This is a genomic window from Alteromonas sp. Mac1 (genome assembly GCF_001562125.1).
Classification (GTDB): Bacteria; Pseudomonadota; Gammaproteobacteria; order Enterobacterales; family Alteromonadaceae; genus Alteromonas; species Alteromonas stellipolaris.
On record NZ_CP013932.1, the window covers coordinates 635,859 to 653,130 of the forward strand.

The following is a 17,272-nucleotide window of genomic DNA, read 5'->3' on the forward strand; positions in this document are numbered from 1 at the left end:
TAAGCGCTTTGTTAGAAGCAGAGCCTGTTCCTTTGGCCTTATTAAAAACTAATAAAGCCAGCATACGATTGATTGTTAAAGCAAACAAGCAAAATGCCAATGCAGTGATGTAGGTGATTTAGCTGAAGCAAGCCGCCAACCCAATCAACACACTCACTTCGTTCGCTGGGACGCATACACGCGGGGCGGCTTCGCCATTATGCCCCACATGTCTGCGCCCGTTATTGAAAAGTTATGTTTGCCTCGCTATGGAGAGTTTATGAAAGGTTTAGGTTTATTAATCATTTTGTTTGTTATTTCGGGTTGCTCATCGAACAATCAAAAAACAACTGTCACGGGTGAAAGAGTAAAGAAATCTGACTTTAAAAAAGGTGAGCTTACCGAACTAAAACCTGAAAAAGGGGAGAGTATTTTTGATATGCTTGTTAGGATGCAAGGCGCGGAAAACATGCCCAAAGTAAATGATTATGAAGACTGTAGTGGTTTACTTTTGTTGTTAAAAAATAAAAATATAACTATAGAGTCTATTCAAGAAAAAGAGGTTGTAGCAATTACACCAACAAACAAAAAGTTTACGTATAACTTTAAGTCAGGAAGTTGTTTGGGTTAAACCGCAAACATAACAAGCTGTTCAAGCGGGACTGCTAACAGTTGGCTCGGTTTCGCTTCGCTACACATTTTAGCCAACAATTATCAGCCCCTTAACAGGGCGTTAGCTGTTAGCTGTCAGCATGGAGGCAATAGAGGCATTTTGGAAAAATACGTAAACAAAAGTTCGTTAGATAAAACAAATTTCATTCATTTCGTTCTCATTTTAGCCATCGTTTTATCTTTAAGCTTTGTAGTTTTCGACATCAAAAGGCATGACGAACGCTCTTTTGTATTTTATTTATTATTCTTCATTTGGATTGCCTATGGAGCTGGTAGTAACAAGATAAGTTCTTTTGAATTTCGCAAAACAACCGACTACACGCCCGCCGCAGCATTTTCCGGAATTTGTCTATGTTGGTGGGTCGCGCTAACAGATTATTTCTTAGTCTTGGATCAAACATCACGGTTTTCTGGTTTTTTCTTAGCCTTTTCTCTTTTATTAACTTTCGGCTTAATGCTGGACTTCATTCATTTTTTTAGTGATAAAGTAGAGAAACCAATTACACCACAATACGTCATTCGTATTGGACAAGTCGTTTTGCTTGCAACCTTAGGTGCGTCGTCTTATTTTCTTATAAATGGAACTTGGGACTATCACATTGGCGACCCGTTTGAATTTTTGTCACGTGTAATGCAGGGTTAATAGGGGCGTGGCAGCTAACAATCGCATAAACTCGCTCGCAAGCTCGCTGGGACAAAAATACTTAGGCTCCCTGCGCTTCGCTTGGTATTGTAGCCTAAGTATTTTTGCACGTTATGCGGAGCGTTATAAGGCGTCAGCCTAAACTTCGTTTGGCTTTATAAAAATCCTAGTTCAACTACCCTCACCTGTTTTCACTAGCATCGCTCTTGCTTTAGGTGGTTTTAACTTCGCCGCACTAACTTCAAAGGTTGCGCATTAGGCGCTTTATCGCCAAGTTCTTATTCTAGGCCAGCAAGCGCCATTGCGTTTACCAATTCAAATGGCGGCTTGCTTCAGTCAAATCAACTACATCACTGCACTGTTGTTTTACTTGTTTGTGTTAATAATCAATCGTATGCTGGCTTTATTAGTTTTTAATAAGGCCAAAGGAATAGGCTCTGCTTCTAACAAAGCGCTCAAGTCACTCCCTTCGGTCGTTCGGACGCATTTACGCGGGGCGGCTTCGCCATTATGCCCCACGCAACTGCGCCGCTTAGCTTAATGTTATAAGACAAAGGGAATTCAGTGAACAAGGTTGTTATCAGTATCCTTTCAATATTACTCCTACTAACCAACTTATTTTGGTTGTATCGGAGTTTGGATAACGGCGTCTCTTTAACTTACATGGAAGCAAGCCTAGAAACCCAAACTAAAATATCGGAGCAACTGTTCGTTCTAATAAACGCGCAGCTTATAGGTAAAAGTATCAACGAAGTTAATAGTATTGTTCCACTGGATATTTATGGCTCTTCACCATTCATAAAAGATGATTGTTTATATTATGGTAGCGTATGCCTTATTGTTGGCACCAATGGCACTATTCAAGGTTTTAAGTAGCATGTCTTATAACAAAAAAATTAAGTCACTCACTTCGTTCGCTGGGACGCATACACGTGGGCTGCTTCGCATTATAGCCCACATGCCTGCGCCCCTTAGCTTAAAGTTAGAAGGCGTCAGCCTAAACTACGTTTGGCTTAATAAAAAAATCAGTACAACCTCCCTCACCTGTTGTTTCAAACATCGCCCAAGCATTGGTAGTTTATTAAACTCAATGGTTAGAGATGGCGTCACGTGGGAAGAAAAAACGGTTTAACGTGGGAATTGACACCATAGTCGTTTGTTAGAAGCAGAGCCTGTTCCGTTGGCCTTTTTAAAAACTAATAAAGCCAGCATACGATTGATTGTTAAAGCAAACAAGTGAAACGACAGCGCGGTGATGTTTTTGATTTAACTGTAGTAAGCCGCCATTTGAACTGACAAACGCATTGGCGCTTGTTGACGTTGAATAAGAACTTGGCGACAAAGCGCCTAATGCGCAACCTTTGAATTTAAAGCGGCGACATTAAAACTACCAAATGCCAGAGCGATGCTAGTGATGACAGATGAGGGTAGTTGAGCTGATTGTTTGACTAAGCCAAACGCAGTTTAGGCTGACGCCTTCTAACTTTTAAATAAGGGGCGCAGGCATGTGGGGCATAATGGCGAAGCCGCCCCGCATGTATGCGTCCCAGCGAACGAAGTGAGTGACTTAATTTTTTTGTTATATCGCATGTTTGCCAGCGTGCTCGAATTCCATGGTGTTAGCCTGATTGATTTTATGCTGAATGTAAATGACATGAAAAAAAGTGCAAAGAATTGGGTTGAGCCAAAGTTTGCTTTGAGGATTGGCGTCATTTAAAGCATTAATTCTATTTCTAATTTTTACAAGCCAAACTAAATGAAAAGCCGATGAAATGACGTGCATCGCTTTTGAAAAGAGAAGTACCTCTGGTGGCGCACTCGAAGCAAGGTAAATAAAGAGGCTGAAAAAAGAGACTAAGTGAATGGCAATTGCAGAAAAAGCGAAGTACTTTGAGATAGGATTGTGGGTATGAGGGTTAACTTTTGCAGTGAACGTATAGAGCCGATAAATAAAGAAAAGGCCAAAAGTTAAAACACACCATGCCATAGTTATAAATACTGACTTAGTTTCGAAAATATTTTTCATGCTCTTCCTTGATGCATATAGATACAGGCATACATGCGGCTAAAGTGACATAGTTCAAGTGTGGAAGAAGAGGTTAGGATTTTCTATGCGATATAACTTTTAAATAAGGGGCGCAGACATGTGGGCTATAATGCGAAGCAGCCCCGCATGTATGCGTCCCAGCGAACGGAGTGAGTGACTTAATTTTTTTGTTAGCTGACATTATTTGAATTTGTACCATTTTTTTCGTTGGTAGCAAGCCGCACCTATAGCAATGCCAAAAGCTATGAGAAAATAGTGAGTAGTGAACACAGCCCAAAAAATCAATGGAGCTGCGACAGAGATTGCAATTGATAACCTTTGATTTGATGAGTAATCGACTTCTACAAATTTACCTTTTTTAAAGGCAATAATTTGAACGATTAAGGCGACAACTATCAAAACTAAAATTAATAGTTGAAAAGGGCTTAAAAATTCCATCTTTATATCCTTTGGCAGCTAACTTTAAGCTAAGGGGCGCAGATACGTGGGGCATAATGGCGAAGCCGCCCCGCGTATAGGCGTCCCAGCGACCGAAGGGAGTGGCTTGAGCGTTTGTTAGGCGTACAACTGAAAGTACGCAGCTTTGCTGCCACCACTAGCTCATTAGCCAGCTTGTTTAAATTATTGAATTTAAGATAAAACAACCCTGTGCGAAATGCCAGATGTTAACGACATTACTGGATAAAAGAGCGAGTTTAAAAAGCTGGTGATGTTGAATATAGGCGTTGGGGTGTTGATGAAAAATGCGTTTCTAAAGTCGTTGAAACTACCGAAAAAGCAAGCCGTAAAGACAACCTAGAGAAACAACCTTGATGCTGGAATGTCACGTTTGAACCCACATTTTTATGCTGTAAGTAAATGACGCCTAACTTTCCAATAACGGGCGCAGGCACGTGGGGCATAATGGCGAAGCCGCCCCGCGTGTATGCGTCCCAGCGAACGCAGTGAGTGCGTTTATTGGCTTGTTAGTTGCCACGCTAATACATCCTAGAGTAACAGCTAAAATTGCGCACAACGCTCACTCACTTTTGACGAATAACTTTTTGAAAAGTTCTTCTGATTTGGCAAGACCTTCTTCAGTTAAAACAACAGACTTAGATTTGCCAACAGGATCGTGAATATATCCTTTTTCATAAAGCCGATCGGTGATACTCCAATCTATTTGTTTCCAAGCCCTACCAAACTTGTCATGAAGAGTAAGGTAAAACAGAGCAAGTGCCGCTTCATCGATTTTATCTTCATCTATTTCCACTGCTGTCTCCATTTTCATATGGCTACTAACTTTAAGCTAAGGGGCGCAGATGCGTGGGGCATAATGGCGAAGCCGCCCCGCGTATAGGCGTCCCAGCGACCGAAGGGAGTGAACTTGAGCGCTTTGTTAGAAGCAGAGCCTGTTCCTTTGGCCTAATTAAAAACTAATAAAGTCAGCATACGATTGATTGTTAAAGCAAACAAGTAAAATGCCAATGGAGTAATGTTGGTGATTTGACTGGAGTAAGCCGCCATTTGAGCTACCAAGTGCAATGGTGCTTGCTGGATGAAAATGAGAACTTGGCGGTAAAGCGCCTATTGCGCAACCTTTGAATTTAAAGCGGCGAAGTTAAAACCACCGAAAGCCAGGGCGATGTTGGGAACAACAGGTGAGGGCGGTTGAACTGTTATTTTTATAAAGCCAAAAGTAGTTTAGGCTGACGCCTTCTAACTTTTCAATAACGGGCGCAGGCACGTAGGGCATAATGGCGAAGCCGCTCTGCGTGTATGCGTCCCAGCGAACGAAGTGAGTGAGTTTATTGAGTTGTTATGCATGTTTATATACAGAGTGAGTTGTGTTTTTAAAACAGTGTAAGGCGATAAAGGCCCCTAAAGTTAAACTCGCCACGCCACACAAATAATTTAAGTCATAGATTATCGTTTCCATTAGGCTCTCACTGTCGAGAAAAACATAATACGAGGACATTATGTAAAGTAAAGCTATGACAGAGCTTCCAATTTTATAGGAAACCTTTGACGTATTAAAAGCAGCGAACAGCAATGCTATTGAAAAAAACACACTCGAAAATGCTCCGATGTAATAAGCTGAGTCTTGGAATTGATATCCTAATTCTTCATCGCGTAACATAACAAAAGGGGATATGAAGCCGATTAACTCCGCTAGAATTGGTCCACTAAATAGTCCAAAGATTAAAATTTTAAGAGCACGAACCATTAAACCGCCTTCTAAATGCATAACTTTTCAATAACGGGCGCAGGCACGTAGGGCATAATGGCGAAGCCGCCCCGCGTGTATGCGTCCCAGCGAACGAAGTGAGTGAGTTTATTGAGTTGTTATGCATCATTTTCCAAAACATCCAAGTTGCAATGGACTAAGTCTGGGCCTTCTAGATTAGCGCACTCTATATAACCATGTTGCTTCAAAGACTCAATGACGGCGTTATTGGTACTGTAGGTTCCGGTATTTAAACCATAGTCATTTTTATAGATATCTCTAAGTCGAATATCGTCACGATACATGAGCGACACCGCAAGAACATACTGAAACTTAGCAGCTTCTTTGTCCTGCAATGAGGCTTCATATAAAACCGTAAGAAGCTGGATTTCATTCCAACGATCGGAAGACAAATTTACAGTTGTGACTAATGCATCTATGTATTCTGAACTCTTCTTTGAATGTGTAAAATATTTACCTGCTAAGAACGAGAAACCGGCTACTAATATTAAAGCGACAAAAAAGAGTTTATTTTGCATGTTCATCCTGATGCATAACTTTAAGCTAAGCGGCGCAGTTGCGTGGGGCATAATGGCGAAGCCGCCCCGCGTAACTGCGTCCGAACGACCGAAGGGAGTGACTTGAGCGCTTTGTTAGAAGCATAGCCTGTTCCCTTGGCATTTTTAAAAACTAATAAAGCCAGCATACGATTGATTATTAACACAAACAAGTAAAACGACAGCGCAGTGATGGTATTGATTTGACTGAAGCAAGCTGCCATTCGAGCCGACAAACGCAATGGCGCTTACTGACTCAAAATAAGAACTAGGCGATAAAGCGCCTATTGCGCGACCTTTGAAGTTAATGCGGCGAAGTTAAAACTACCAATGCTTTGGCGATGTTGGAAGCAACAGGTGAGGGTGGTTGAATTGATATTTTTATACAGCCAAACGTAGTTTAGGCTGACGCCTTCTAACTTTAAGCTAAGGGGCGCAGATGCGTGGGGCATAATGGCGAAGCCGCCCCGCGTATAGGCGTCCCAGCGACCGAAGGGAGAGGCTTGAGCATTTTGTTAGGCATTGGGCTCAAACTTTGCCTTTGCGGCCAAAATAAAACAACCCAGACTAGCAAAAGTAGCTAAGTAATAGGGTAAATCATTGTACAAATGAATATCATCATATACGGCATCGTCTATTATTGCAGTACCAACAGCTATTGAGACTATCGGGATAAAAATAGATAAGAAAGAAAAACAAAACCCCAGTGAAAGGTACTTGTATACTTGATGACCAGAAATTTTTGCACTTTTACGAAAATTGAAAAATAAGTAACCAAAGGTTAGCAAAACTAACAGTTCAAAAATACCAGAAAGCATCCCTTCTGTTCCTAGGAGCTCTAAAAATAAATCCATTGTTTACGATTACCTTAAAATGCCTAACTTTTAAATAAGGGGCGCAGATACGTGGGGCATAATGGCGAAGCCGCCCCGCGTATAGGCGTCCCAGCGAACGAAGTGAGAGACTTAATTTTTTTGTTATATGCCGTGTTTCTGAAATCATATCTGACTGATAAAGAAACCCTATTCAAATGGATTATTACCATATTTCTTTCGGTCATGGATGAAAGGAATGAGCATACATAAAGTAACTAATATTAGAATACTTATGAATACAAATAGTCCACGCAAAAAGCCGTGTTCGTAACCTATAAGTCCAGCAAGAGGAATAATCATTAGACTCATTTTGAACAGATGCGATTTATAGATATTAAAAAAACGCTTTAAATTATTCATTTATCTTAGGCATATAACTTTAAGCTAAGGGGCGCAGATGCGTGGGGCATAATGGCGAAGCCGCCCCGCGTATAGGCGTCCCAGCGACCGAAGGGAGTGGCTTAAGCGCTTTGTATGGATAATTATTCCCTAAATTCACCACATTTCCTTTTCAAAGATGGGTAAAGTGAGGCCCAGACTTTGGCTGCAACCAAAGTTCGCAACCCAATCAACACACTCACTTCGTTCGCTGGGACGCATACACGCGGGGCGGCTTCGCCATTATGCCCCACATGTCTGCGCCCGTTATTGAAAAGTTAGTTCGCTCGGAGACTCTTGTGGAGATTCATATTGACTAGGCTTCTTATGTTTTTAGTTTTCTTAACTGTCGTTTTGCCTGTTCAATCGAGATGCTTTTTAAGGTCTGAATTTGTTGATACAGCAATATCGTTTAAGAAAAGCTTGAGTTCTGTAAAGTCCTACATCGTTTATTCTGGAAGCTCTGATGTGACTTCGTATTCAGGTGCAGTTACAAGTTTCCCTTTGACCAATTATTTTACGGCGTTACGATTGGAACCTGAAAACTTGGAGAAAAGCGCTTTTATTTTCGCGGTAGACCTGAAAAATGAAAGCTTTTACGCGTATTACACCAATGGCGTTTCAAAGCCTTTTCCTAACTATACAAAAGGTAAGGTATCTTTAGAGAATTGCTCTATCAACTTTGATATAAGTGATACAGAACAGCTTTTGGTCAAAGTCCATGAGAAGGGCGAAATTGAAATTATTTCACAGAGTCGTACTAATACAAGTGAGGCCTTTTCTTTAAGCCAACAGTTTATTTTTAGCTCAAATGAATACGCAAACTAACAAACACATTAAGTCGGTCGCAAGCTCCCTGGGACAGTAACACGTGGGCTCTGTCGCTTCGCTCCTATTTTAGCCCACGCATTACTGCCCCTTATGTGGGTGTTAGGCATATAGGTAAAGTGGCACATATGGATATTGAGTTCCCTATAATTATTAAACATAAGAATATCACCCTAAAGCTATATGATTGGATGGATTATCCTAAAAACAAAGCTGCCCGAAATGTTGAGGCTTATGATTCAAATGAAAATAAGCTTTGGGTTATAGAATCATTAGGTGGTTTATCCCAGTCTGATTGCTATACAAATATTTCATCTCGTAATGGAAATATTCATGCTTTTAACTTTCAATGTTATGACTGCATAATTGACGAGAATAATGGCAAAATAATAACAAGTTCATTTACAAAGTAAGTGGCAAAATATGCCTAACAAGGCGTTCAAACGGACAAAAAACAGTTGGCTGTTTCACTCCGTTCACAATTTTAGCCAACAATTTTTTGCCGCTTAACGTGGCGTTATATGCTAAGAAGGAATTCAGCATGGGCTTAGATACTGTAGAAATCGTATTGTGGGCTGAAGAGAAGTTTGGTGTAGAAATGCCGGATGAAGAAGTTACTAATATCTGTACTGTCGGAGAGTTTGCTAATTACATTGCCAGTAAAGTTAATAACGAAAAAGGCACCAACATCAGCTTTGAGGAAGTAATGCCGGATCTGCTCGATGTGCTGGAGGCGGACTATAGTGTGCCAAGACATAAAATCACTTTAGATAGTCGGTTTGTCCAAGATCTAGGTTTTGGTTAGACGCACATAACAAACAAATTAAGTCGTTCGCTCGCGCTCACTGGGACAATAACACGTAGGCTCAGGTCGCTTCGCTCCCAAGTTTAGCCTACGTGTTATTGCCCCCTTATTTGGGGGTTATGTTGCGGGGTAAACGTGGATTCTTACGGAAGGAATAAGCTTCATTACCTGATCATCGACTCATCTATTGCAGAACATCCAGCAGGTATCAAAGAGTTAGTCGATAAGGGAATTAACGTTAATGCACAGGATATTAATGGATGGTCCGCGCTACATTTTGCTGTACAGGAACAATCGTATAATGCTGTAAAAGCTTTACTAGAAAATGGAGCTGACACAGACTTACTTGAATCAAACGGTAATAGCGCTCTTCATAAAGCTGTTTTTTATTCCAACAATAATAATGACATTATCTCTCTATTATTGGTTTATGGCGCTAATCCAGATACTGTTAATAACCATGGTGTTACACCAAGATCGCTAGCTCAAGTAGTAGGAAATTCGAGTATTGTGGCTCTTTTTAACAAATGCAACATAACAAAAAACTAAAGGCGCTCGCGCTGCTCGCTGGGACGCTAACACATGGGCTGCGTCACTTCGTTCCTAATTTTAGCCCATGTGTTATCGCCCCTTAGTTGGGCGTTATGTGCTTTTCAGGAAGCTCATCAATAAGGAATTTTATGAATTTAAACGCAACATTTTTGGGGCAAGTACTCTTCATTCTCGCTTTAGTTGTAATTTTCTTTACCATCAAATTTGCTAAAGGAAAGGCTGACAATATCGGGTTGGTTGCCATTTACGCCGTCTTGCTCAACTTCTTGATTCCTCCTATTGGGTGGTTTTATTGTTACCGATGGGCAAATAAATAATTACTTAAAACAAATACTATTCTCTTTGTAGCTAGGATTATTTTTATTATAAAGTGGGTTTGTAAAAGGTTTTAAATTGTACGCACATAACAACCCAATCAACACACTCACTGCGTTCGCTGGGACGCATACACGTGGGGCGGCTTCGCCATTATGCCCCACATGTCTGCGCCCGTTATTGGAAAGTTAGCCACTAAAAAGGATTTTTCATGGATACAGGTTTTCTAATACTTTTAATATCCTGCTTAAGCGGCTTTATATATTTAATCATTGGCTATCTGCTTACCTTCAAACAAAAAGCGGATGTACTTAACGGCATCGACTTTTCTAAAATTGCCGACCTACCTGCTTTCTGCAAATACGTAGGCAATAGCTTTTTATTATCTGGTGTAATACAAATCGTAGTTGGGGTGTTAGTTTATTTAGCTTATTTCGACCTTTTACTGTTCGTAGCTATTTATGTTTTCTTTTCGATATTGCCCATTGTTAATGTCGTCAGAGCTATGCGCAAATTTCAAAAAAGTACTTCGTAAGTGAAGCGCGGCTAACAAGCCAATCAACACTCTCACTACGTTCGCTGGGACGCATACACGCGGGGCAGCTTCGCCATTATGCCCCACATGTCCGCGCCCGTTATTGGAAAGTTATGTGCACATGAAAATTCAAATTCTTTCAGTTTTATTATTACTAAGCGGATGCTCCAGCATCGACAATAAAATCGGCTATGGAGTGAACTTCGAAATTCCAATTGAAGCGTCGTGCCTTATTAACACAATAAATGAGTATGAACCGTTTCAGCCTGTTACCGCTTTAGACTCATCTTTGGAATTCACATATTTGGAAAATAGTACTAGTTTGAGTCTTCACTCTAAGAATTTAATCGGTGGTTATCAACTAACTATCGACGGCATGTTCCTCGGAAAGAGTCATCTACAATTTGTTCAAGAGGCAGAGCAAACATCAAAATTAGTTCAGCTCCTTGTAAATCAAGGTTGTTCTTAGTGAGTGCACATAACAAAAAAATTAAGTCACTCACTTCGTTCGCTGGGACGCATACACGCGGGGCGGCTTCGCCATTATGCCCCACATGCCTGCGCCCCTTATTTAAAAGTTATGTGCCAGTCGGATATTGAGTAAATGAGCTTTTATGAGTTAAAAAATGTTTCTAAAAAGGCCTTGTGGGCCGCAGTCACATTTTACCTAAAAGTTCTGGTCATCTTATTGCCTTTGTTCTTGTTTATCTATTGGCCAGAAAGTACGGAATTCAGCATCGATATACTGTCAAAAATCTTAGTGGCATTTTTCATAAACCCATTAACAGTCATCATGCCCAGTATTTTATTTTTCTTATTCTTGTTTATCGGTATTGCAGGTAAAAGGCCTAATCAGTAATGTCACATAACAAAAAAATTATGGCGCCCGCAAGCGGGCTGGGACACAAACAGGCAGGCGGCTTCGCCATTTTCGCCTGCCTGTTTGTGCCCCATATTTAGGTGTTAGAAGGCGTCAGCCTAAACTACGTTTGGCTTAATAAAAAAATCAGTACAACCTCCCTCACCTGTTGTTTCAAACATCGCCCAAGCATTGGTAGTTTCATATTAAACTCAATGGTTAGAGATGGCGTCACGTGGGAAGAAAAAACGGTTTAACGTGGGAATTGACACCATAGTCGTTTGTTAGAAGCAGAGCCTGTACCTTTGGACGTTTTAAAAACTAATAAAGCCAGCATACGATTGATTGTTAAAGCAAACAAGTAAATTGCCAGTGCAGTGATGTAGGTGATTTGACTGAAGCAAGCCGCCATATGAATTACCAAGTGCAATGGTGCTTGCTGACTGAAAATAAGAACTAGCCGCTAAAGCGCCTATTGCGCAACCTTTTAAGTAAGCGTGGTGACATTAAAACTACCAATGCTTTGGCGATGATTGAAACAACAGGTGAGGGTAGTTGAACTGATATTTTTATAAAGCCAAACGTAGTTTAGGCTGACGCCTTCTAACACCCGCATAACGGGCAAAAATACGTAGGCTACAATACCAAGCGAAGCGCAGGGAGCCTACGTGTTTTTGTCCCAAGGAGCGCCAGCGACTGAGTTTATGCGTTTGTTATGCTCCGGATTAGGGCTTCTTCTTTTTTCTGTTTGCAACATAATTGGCATATTTTGCTGCGCCAAGCAGATCAGGGAAAAGTGTTAGCTCATTAATATTCATTTTATCCAGTGAATCTAAAGCGAACTCTTGTTCCGAAGAGGGAATTAGGACTCTGGCTAAATCGATAGCGCCTTCTTCAGATATTTGTTTAATCCATTCCGTAAGGCAAATCATCTCTGGTGTTTTTATGAAAAGTCCTCTCTGATTTATAAGGCGAGAGTTCTCATCTAAATATGGTGTCAAAAACTCAATGTGTCTTTCTTCTTTGAGTTTTTCAATACATGGTTTTTTATTAACGCCCTTATTCAAAACCCATATAACTACATTGTCTGAGTCTAAAACACTGGAATTGAATGCGAAAAATGCCGCCACAAACGGGGACTCAGACCAGTCGAGTAAGGGAGTGTTCAACCCAAAATGTTGACCAAGCGCCCACCATTCACTTTCTTCTAATTGGGGAGGGTTATGACCCCTGCGTCCAAGGCAATATTTTTTGAACGCATTCAATGTCTTTTCTTCTTCTTTTTCTGTATCTTCCCATGGTGGTTTATCCATATCTAAAGATCTTTTTAGTGTTGGAACCAATGCCCACTCAACAGACGCATGCCCTCTAAAAATGTAGCTTTGCTTTTGTTTTAATGCTCGGTCATGATGCAAGAAGTCTATAAAACCATTCCAAGATTGACATTTTATATCTGCAGTAGTTGGTCCTGTCCACTCCAGTTGCCAGTCATTGCCTGATTCAGTCTTCCTTCCTTTCATAAATCATCCTTAATTTGTTAGACAGCTAAATACCCACTTAGGAGCATAACTTTTAAATAAGGGGCGCAGGCACGTAGGGCATAATTGCGAAGCCGCCCTGCGTGTATGCGTCCCAGCCCGCGAAGCGGGCGAACTTAATTTTTTTGTTAGGTGCGTGCTTACCATGAAATATCATATTTTGTACCGTAGGAATTGATGTGGTCCCTTGCGGCGAAATAAGTACTAAATGTAGGTGATTTACTTTTGCGCCCCTGTCCTTCAAATTGCCAGAAATATACAGAGCCCTCGTCACTTATGGAGTAATCGATATAATCCAAATTATAAGGGTGAACAGTCACTTCTATTTTTGGTAAATCAAAAGATGTGTAATCATATTTTTGTCTAAGCAACGTTGCATTGAATGGTATTTTATTATCATAAAACCACACGCCAGAGGCCAAAACTTCCTCTGAAAGAAGCGTTGGTTCCCATCCCGAAGTAAACATTTTTTTCACCAAAGCACCTAACTTTTAAATAAGGGGCGCAGGCACGTGGGGCACAATGGCGAAGCCGCCCTGCGTGTATGCGTCCCAACGAACGTAGTGAGTGAGTTAATTGAGTTGTTAGCTGCGTTCTTTGGTATACATAACATTTACATACAACCCAGCTAATAGTGGAGTTGCAACTGATACACAAAAAGCTACACCTGCGAATGACATTGACACTAACTTCATTGCTACTCCTGTACAAGACAAGATAATTAATGAGCCCGTTATAAAAGAGCTTGCTCCCATTATTCTTCCAACTAATACAGGATCTGAGAAACTTGAGTCATCCCAACTGGCAAGAAGACTTCTCTTTTGTTTCACACCGATCAGAAAACCCAAAATCACACAAGGTAATCCACAGAGCATCGCAAAAGTAAGAGCTATCCAAAACGTATCGTCCATAAAATTATCTCCTAGCAGCTAACTTTTCAATAACGGGCGCAGGCACGTGGGGCATAATGGCGAAGCCGCCCCGCGTGTATGCGTCCCAGCGAACGAAGTGAGTGACTTAATTTTTTTGTTAGGTGTAATTGCCAATAAAAAGACCGTACAATTTAAAACTGCCATCCAAGCCATTGTGAACCAGTATATAATTCAATGACTCACCTTTAGGTCTAAATAGAGTAAAAGCTAAACTATCTGAAACCAATTCACTTCTTAGTTCACACATTTCATCAATACCTAACGTACCTCTTTTAAACTCTTTGTCTGAAATGTTTTTTTTACTTAAGTTACCGTTTTGAAGCTGTAGTTTTATATATTTTACTTCTAAATTTTCGCAGCTGCGCACTTTTACTGCATGAGCATTAAAACTGCAGAACGTAGCCATAACAACGACAAAAGTAAGTATTTTCATCATTACACCTAACGCCCCATTAAGAGGAAAATGATAGTTGGTTATAATAGCGAGGCACGAGCAAAAACCAACTGTTATTTGTCCTGCTTGAATGGCTTGTTATAAGCCGAAGACGACTTAAACATTCAGCATTTCTTTACGATAAACTAGCACAGTTAAAACAAGAAAAATCAGGTAGCTAATCGCATCTTTGTAAGCAGTTAAATCAGTTACCTTTTCGTTGTAACTCTGTGCGCATTGCAGATATATAGAATGAAGTCTATCGAAGTTCATCATAAATTGGTTAATTTCAAGTAAAGCTTCCGTATTATCTTTTCTTACTGATAGATATGGATCTTCCATTAATTTCACAGTGATATCCAATCTTTCAATTGCTCCCTCAACACTAAAATCACCATTTTCGTCTTTTTCTGGAGGGACATCTAAAATACGCTTGTGAATATTTATAATAGCTTTAGGTCTTTCATTAATTTTCTTGATTAAAGGTGTGTATTCTTTTGCAATGAGATTGAAGGTATCTTGACTACCATCTATCAGCAAACATTGATCTGAGTTTGTGTACTTCCTTGCTATTTCGATATTTTCTGACATTTTGTCGATTGACATTAAGATTGGTTTTGAAATTATTATTTTATAAAGTTCTAACATTTGCCTGTGATAGTCACGTAAAACAGACATATAGGAATCATCAATTTTTTTCTTACCAGTCTGGATACTTAGCTCTGATATTAGATTTTTATCATGCATATATAAATTCATTTCACGTAAGCTTGAATCTGCTTCACTTTTTGGTTGATAAAATTCAATATCTTTATCCATCATTGGTTTGGGAATATCAAAAAGTATTTTATCTACAGCGAAATGAACGATAGTGAGGATAGCTATCCACCTAAAGATCTTAATAAGTTTTATTTTTTTTGTTTTATTATTCATGAATACTCAAACGTGCCAGTTAAACTGAAAGGCTTATAACTTTAAGCTAAGCGGCGCAGTTGCGTGGGGCACAATGGCGAAGCCGCCCCGCGTAAATGCGTCCGAACGACCGAAGGGAGTGACTTAAGCGCTTTGTTAGAAGCAGAGCCTGTTCCTTTGGCCTTATTAAAAACTGTTGTTGTTAGCATACGATTGATTATTAACACAAACAAGCAAAATGCCAGTGCGGTGATGGTTTTGATTTGACGTAAGCAAGCCGCCATTTGAGCTGACAGACGCAATGGCGCATGCAGAGTTGAAATAATAACTTGGCGATAAAGCGCCTATTGCGCAACCTTTGAAGTTAATGCGGAGAAGTTAAAACCACCAAAAGCCAGAGCGATGCTAATGAAAGCAGATGAGGGTAGTTGAACTTGGATTTTTATAAAGCCAAACGAGGTTTAGGCTGACGCCTTCTAACTTTTAAATAAGGGGCGCAGGCGCGTAGGGCATAATGGCGAAGCCGCCCTGCGTGTTTGCGTCCCAGCCCGCGCAGCGGGCGTGCTTAATTTTTTTGTTAGGTGCGCTCACTTTTAGAGCTCCAAGCCGCTCTTGTCGTGCAAACAGCCGACTAAGATACTAAAGCCTTTGAGCTGCTCTGTAACGGATAGAAACCTATTCCCTTGTGTGTCGTAAAGATGAAGTATTTGAGCGCTTGCTACATGGCGAACTTTTAAAATCGAGCTCCATTGTACGCTATTACATTTACTTCCATTTTTAACACTAATTCCCTTTTCCGATAGAGTGATAACAGCATTCATAAATGGTAGTGTTTTTAAACCATGTACAGTCATATATAAGCACCCACCGCCTAAAAATGCTGCTGAAAGAAACAGAAGAAATTCATATCTTTGGTACCAAACCGGTAAGAATAGGCACCAAATAGAAACGCCCAACATTATGGGTAAAAATACCCATCCTATAATACGTACCCAATAAGGGTGACTTAATTTAAGTTCTTCCATGGTAGCACCTAACTTTGAGCTAAGGGGCGCAGATGCGTGGGGCATAATGGCGAAGCCGCCCCGCGTGTATGCGTCCAAGCGAACGAAGTGAGTGAGTTGATTGAGTTGTTATGCATTACTTCCTCTGTAGTAAATATCTGGTGCTGGAGACAAAGTACCAAAGCGCAAACGACCAAGCGGTTAATTCAAACAATACTACAAAAGAAAACCAGAAAGGAGACTCAGTTAAGGAAACAGAATTAGTAGTTCGTAGATTGAGTATCTCTTGGTGAAAAGCAGCGGTAAGAATTTGGTGTCCCAGCCATATTACGAGAAACAAGCTTACAAACATCCAAAACCAATTGAATGAATAATCGGGTAAGACAACGAAATTCAAATAAAGCGTAAAAAATTAGCGATTCTGAGCTGGATAGGTGAGCAAAATCCATGTCCATTTACCTTTTCAAATTTATTTTTCGCTTTTTTCACCGATAAATTGACGTAGGTTTGCCGTTTCAATTTTTTATTATACTTTAGTTGGCACCTTATAAATAAAGGGCTAGAACCTAGCAACAGCTCTACAACTTTCGTATAAGGTATACTTTGGGATACCTTGTTATTTGCTTGCATGTTTTCTGACCTGCCCATTTGGTTTTTAATTATTCCCGAACCGAACAGACAAACTTTAAATTAAACATTAAATACGAAAGGAAATTAACCATGTTGAAAATTGTTAAAACTTCTTTAGTTATCGCAGCATCTACTCTAGCTTTCTCTAACGCAGCACAAGCCGATGTAAACGAAGCGCTAGCCAACATTTGTACTATCGTTCAAGCAGACGATAAAGGCGAACTACGTAAAAAGATGCGTCGTGTACAATCAGATTTCAAATTAAAATTGCATGATTACTACTCAGGTATTTCGTGTAACGGCAACAGCCTAATCCGTACTGCTATCGTAAACAACGCGGTAGATGTAGGTACACTTTTGGTTAAGAAAATGCCAAGCCGTGAACTACAAAACCCAGAAGCAGACGGTAAAACACTTCAAGCGTGGATTGCTGAGCAAGGTCTTCAATCAAGCCCTATCTCTAGCGAACTTAACGAACGTATCTAGTTTTTAAGATACTTCGCACCATGTAAAGATACAGCAGTTCAACATGGTAACGGCAGGATGCCGTGCTTGTGGCCCCGAAAGGGGCC

The 17,272-nt window shown here is 40.4% G+C and carries 22 protein-coding genes; 11 read left to right on the plus strand and 11 right to left on the minus strand.

Features of this window, described 5'->3' with window-relative positions; all coding sequences use genetic code 11:
- The first annotated feature begins 259 nt into the window (after positions 1-259).
- From AV939_RS02665 to AV939_RS02675, 3 genes are all read left to right on the plus strand, one after another.
- Positions 260-610, plus strand: coding sequence for a hypothetical protein (locus AV939_RS02665; protein ID WP_061996975.1), 351 nt, complete (start codon positions 260-262; stop codon positions 608-610).
- 141 nt (positions 611-751) lie between these two features.
- Positions 752-1,294 (plus strand): hypothetical protein, encoded by a 543-nt coding sequence (locus AV939_RS02670; RefSeq protein WP_061996977.1) that lies wholly within the window; start codon positions 752-754, stop codon positions 1,292-1,294.
- A 564-nt stretch (positions 1,295-1,858) separates the two neighbouring features.
- The gene (locus tag AV939_RS02675; protein ID WP_156454614.1) at positions 1,859-2,170 is read left to right on the plus strand and encodes a hypothetical protein; all 312 of its coding nucleotides are present in this window, start codon (positions 1,859-1,861) and stop codon (positions 2,168-2,170) included.
- 703 nt (positions 2,171-2,873) lie between these two features.
- Here AV939_RS02675 and AV939_RS02685 read toward each other — a convergent pair.
- From AV939_RS02685 to AV939_RS20125, 5 genes are all read right to left on the minus strand, one after another.
- On the minus strand, positions 2,874-3,320 hold the full coding sequence (locus AV939_RS02685) for a DUF6688 domain-containing protein (protein ID WP_061996983.1): 447 nt from the start codon (positions 3,318-3,320) through the stop codon (positions 2,874-2,876).
- Positions 3,321-3,521: 201 nt separating this feature from the next.
- Positions 3,522-3,779: a hypothetical protein gene (locus tag AV939_RS02690; protein WP_057794171.1), complete on the minus strand. Its 258-nt coding sequence runs from the start codon at positions 3,777-3,779 to the stop codon at positions 3,522-3,524.
- 580 nt (positions 3,780-4,359) lie between these two features.
- Positions 4,360-4,593, minus strand: coding sequence for a DUF6429 family protein (locus tag AV939_RS02695; RefSeq protein WP_044056436.1), 234 nt, complete (start codon positions 4,591-4,593; stop codon positions 4,360-4,362).
- Between the two features lie 1,073 nt (positions 4,594-5,666).
- Positions 5,667-6,086, minus strand: a complete 420-nt coding sequence (locus AV939_RS02705) for a hypothetical protein (protein WP_061996987.1) — start codon at positions 6,084-6,086, stop codon at positions 5,667-5,669.
- 533 nt (positions 6,087-6,619) lie between these two features.
- Positions 6,620-6,958 (minus strand): hypothetical protein, encoded by a 339-nt coding sequence (locus AV939_RS20125; protein ID WP_061996989.1) that lies wholly within the window; start codon positions 6,956-6,958, stop codon positions 6,620-6,622.
- Positions 6,959-7,684: 726 nt separating this feature from the next.
- On the opposite strand from AV939_RS20125, the gene AV939_RS02720 reads away from it, so the two are divergent.
- The 7 genes from AV939_RS02720 (at position 7,685) to AV939_RS02750 (ending at position 10,861) form a co-directional block, all read left to right on the plus strand.
- Positions 7,685-8,185: a hypothetical protein gene (locus AV939_RS02720; RefSeq protein ID WP_197427689.1), complete on the plus strand. Its 501-nt coding sequence runs from the start codon at positions 7,685-7,687 to the stop codon at positions 8,183-8,185.
- 128 nt (positions 8,186-8,313) lie between these two features.
- Positions 8,314-8,598 carry a hypothetical protein gene (locus AV939_RS02725; protein ID WP_061996999.1) on the plus strand — a complete coding sequence of 95 codons (285 nt, stop codon included), beginning with the start codon at positions 8,314-8,316 and terminating at the stop codon, positions 8,596-8,598.
- A 128-nt stretch (positions 8,599-8,726) separates the two neighbouring features.
- Positions 8,727-8,990, plus strand: coding sequence for a hypothetical protein (locus AV939_RS02730; RefSeq protein WP_061997001.1), 264 nt, complete (start codon positions 8,727-8,729; stop codon positions 8,988-8,990).
- A gap of 135 nt (positions 8,991-9,125) precedes the next feature.
- Entirely contained in the window at positions 9,126-9,539 is a 414-nt protein-coding gene (locus AV939_RS02735) for an ankyrin repeat domain-containing protein (protein ID WP_061997003.1), read from the plus strand.
- A gap of 131 nt (positions 9,540-9,670) precedes the next feature.
- Positions 9,671-9,859: a hypothetical protein gene (locus AV939_RS20235; RefSeq protein WP_061997004.1), complete on the plus strand. Its 189-nt coding sequence runs from the start codon at positions 9,671-9,673 to the stop codon at positions 9,857-9,859.
- A 209-nt stretch (positions 9,860-10,068) separates the two neighbouring features.
- Entirely contained in the window at positions 10,069-10,392 is a 324-nt protein-coding gene (locus tag AV939_RS20240; protein ID WP_061997005.1) for a hypothetical protein, read from the plus strand.
- A 121-nt stretch (positions 10,393-10,513) separates the two neighbouring features.
- Complete coding sequence (locus tag AV939_RS02750; RefSeq protein ID WP_061997007.1) at positions 10,514-10,861, plus strand: hypothetical protein; 348 nt, start codon at positions 10,514-10,516, stop codon at positions 10,859-10,861.
- A gap of 1,115 nt (positions 10,862-11,976) precedes the next feature.
- On the opposite strand, the gene AV939_RS02760 is transcribed toward AV939_RS02750, so the two are convergent.
- From AV939_RS02760 to AV939_RS02790, 6 genes are all read right to left on the minus strand, one after another.
- Positions 11,977-12,771 (minus strand): FRG domain-containing protein, encoded by a 795-nt coding sequence (locus tag AV939_RS02760; protein WP_061997013.1) that lies wholly within the window; start codon positions 12,769-12,771, stop codon positions 11,977-11,979.
- A gap of 158 nt (positions 12,772-12,929) precedes the next feature.
- On the minus strand, positions 12,930-13,265 hold the full coding sequence (locus tag AV939_RS02765; RefSeq protein WP_156454618.1) for a hypothetical protein: 336 nt from the start codon (positions 13,263-13,265) through the stop codon (positions 12,930-12,932).
- 108 nt (positions 13,266-13,373) lie between these two features.
- Positions 13,374-13,700: a hypothetical protein gene (locus AV939_RS02770; protein ID WP_061997017.1), complete on the minus strand. Its 327-nt coding sequence runs from the start codon at positions 13,698-13,700 to the stop codon at positions 13,374-13,376.
- Between the two features lie 118 nt (positions 13,701-13,818).
- On the minus strand, positions 13,819-14,157 hold the full coding sequence (locus AV939_RS02775) for a hypothetical protein (protein ID WP_156454619.1): 339 nt from the start codon (positions 14,155-14,157) through the stop codon (positions 13,819-13,821).
- Between the two features lie 114 nt (positions 14,158-14,271).
- On the minus strand, positions 14,272-15,087 hold the full coding sequence (locus AV939_RS02780; protein ID WP_061997021.1) for a hypothetical protein: 816 nt from the start codon (positions 15,085-15,087) through the stop codon (positions 14,272-14,274).
- Between the two features lie 572 nt (positions 15,088-15,659).
- Positions 15,660-16,091: a hypothetical protein gene (locus AV939_RS02790; RefSeq protein WP_061997025.1), complete on the minus strand. Its 432-nt coding sequence runs from the start codon at positions 16,089-16,091 to the stop codon at positions 15,660-15,662.
- Between the two features lie 699 nt (positions 16,092-16,790).
- On the opposite strand from AV939_RS02790, the gene AV939_RS02800 reads away from it, so the two are divergent.
- The gene (locus AV939_RS02800) at positions 16,791-17,186 is read left to right on the plus strand and encodes a DUF3718 domain-containing protein (protein WP_013783794.1); all 396 of its coding nucleotides are present in this window, start codon (positions 16,791-16,793) and stop codon (positions 17,184-17,186) included.
- Positions 17,187-17,272 lie beyond the last annotated feature (86 nt).

Excerpts from the sequence above, each read along its gene's own strand:
- AV939_RS02665 (WP_061996975.1), top strand. The coding sequence starts at position 260 with ATGAAAGGTTTAGGTTTATTAATCATTTTGTTTGTTATTTCGGGTTGC.
- AV939_RS02690 (WP_057794171.1), bottom strand. The coding sequence starts at position 3,779 with ATGGAATTTTTAAGCCCTTTTCAACTATTAATTTTAGTTTTGATAGTT.
- AV939_RS02790 (WP_061997025.1), bottom strand. The coding sequence starts at position 16,091 with ATGGAAGAACTTAAATTAAGTCACCCTTATTGGGTACGTATTATAGGA.
- AV939_RS02730 (WP_061997001.1), top strand. The coding sequence starts at position 8,727 with ATGGGCTTAGATACTGTAGAAATCGTATTGTGGGCTGAAGAGAAGTTT.
- AV939_RS20125 (WP_061996989.1), bottom strand. The coding sequence starts at position 6,958 with ATGGATTTATTTTTAGAGCTCCTAGGAACAGAAGGGATGCTTTCTGGT.
- AV939_RS02705 (WP_061996987.1), bottom strand. The coding sequence starts at position 6,086 with ATGCAAAATAAACTCTTTTTTGTCGCTTTAATATTAGTAGCCGGTTTC.
- AV939_RS02685 (WP_061996983.1), bottom strand. The coding sequence starts at position 3,320 with ATGAAAAATATTTTCGAAACTAAGTCAGTATTTATAACTATGGCATGG.
- AV939_RS20235 (WP_061997004.1), top strand. The coding sequence starts at position 9,671 with ATGAATTTAAACGCAACATTTTTGGGGCAAGTACTCTTCATTCTCGCT.
- AV939_RS02750 (WP_061997007.1), top strand. The coding sequence starts at position 10,514 with ATGAAAATTCAAATTCTTTCAGTTTTATTATTACTAAGCGGATGCTCC.
- AV939_RS02760 (WP_061997013.1), bottom strand. The coding sequence starts at position 12,771 with ATGAAAGGAAGGAAGACTGAATCAGGCAATGACTGGCAACTGGAGTGG.
- AV939_RS02775 (WP_156454619.1), bottom strand. The coding sequence starts at position 14,157 with ATGATGAAAATACTTACTTTTGTCGTTGTTATGGCTACGTTCTGCAGT.
- AV939_RS02770 (WP_061997017.1), bottom strand. The coding sequence starts at position 13,700 with ATGGACGATACGTTTTGGATAGCTCTTACTTTTGCGATGCTCTGTGGA.
- AV939_RS02720 (WP_197427689.1), top strand. The coding sequence starts at position 7,685 with ATGTTTTTAGTTTTCTTAACTGTCGTTTTGCCTGTTCAATCGAGATGC.
- AV939_RS02780 (WP_061997021.1), bottom strand. The coding sequence starts at position 15,087 with ATGAATAATAAAACAAAAAAAATAAAACTTATTAAGATCTTTAGGTGG.
- AV939_RS02725 (WP_061996999.1), top strand. The coding sequence starts at position 8,314 with ATGGATATTGAGTTCCCTATAATTATTAAACATAAGAATATCACCCTA.
- AV939_RS20240 (WP_061997005.1), top strand. The coding sequence starts at position 10,069 with ATGGATACAGGTTTTCTAATACTTTTAATATCCTGCTTAAGCGGCTTT.
- AV939_RS02800 (WP_013783794.1), top strand. The coding sequence starts at position 16,791 with ATGTTGAAAATTGTTAAAACTTCTTTAGTTATCGCAGCATCTACTCTA.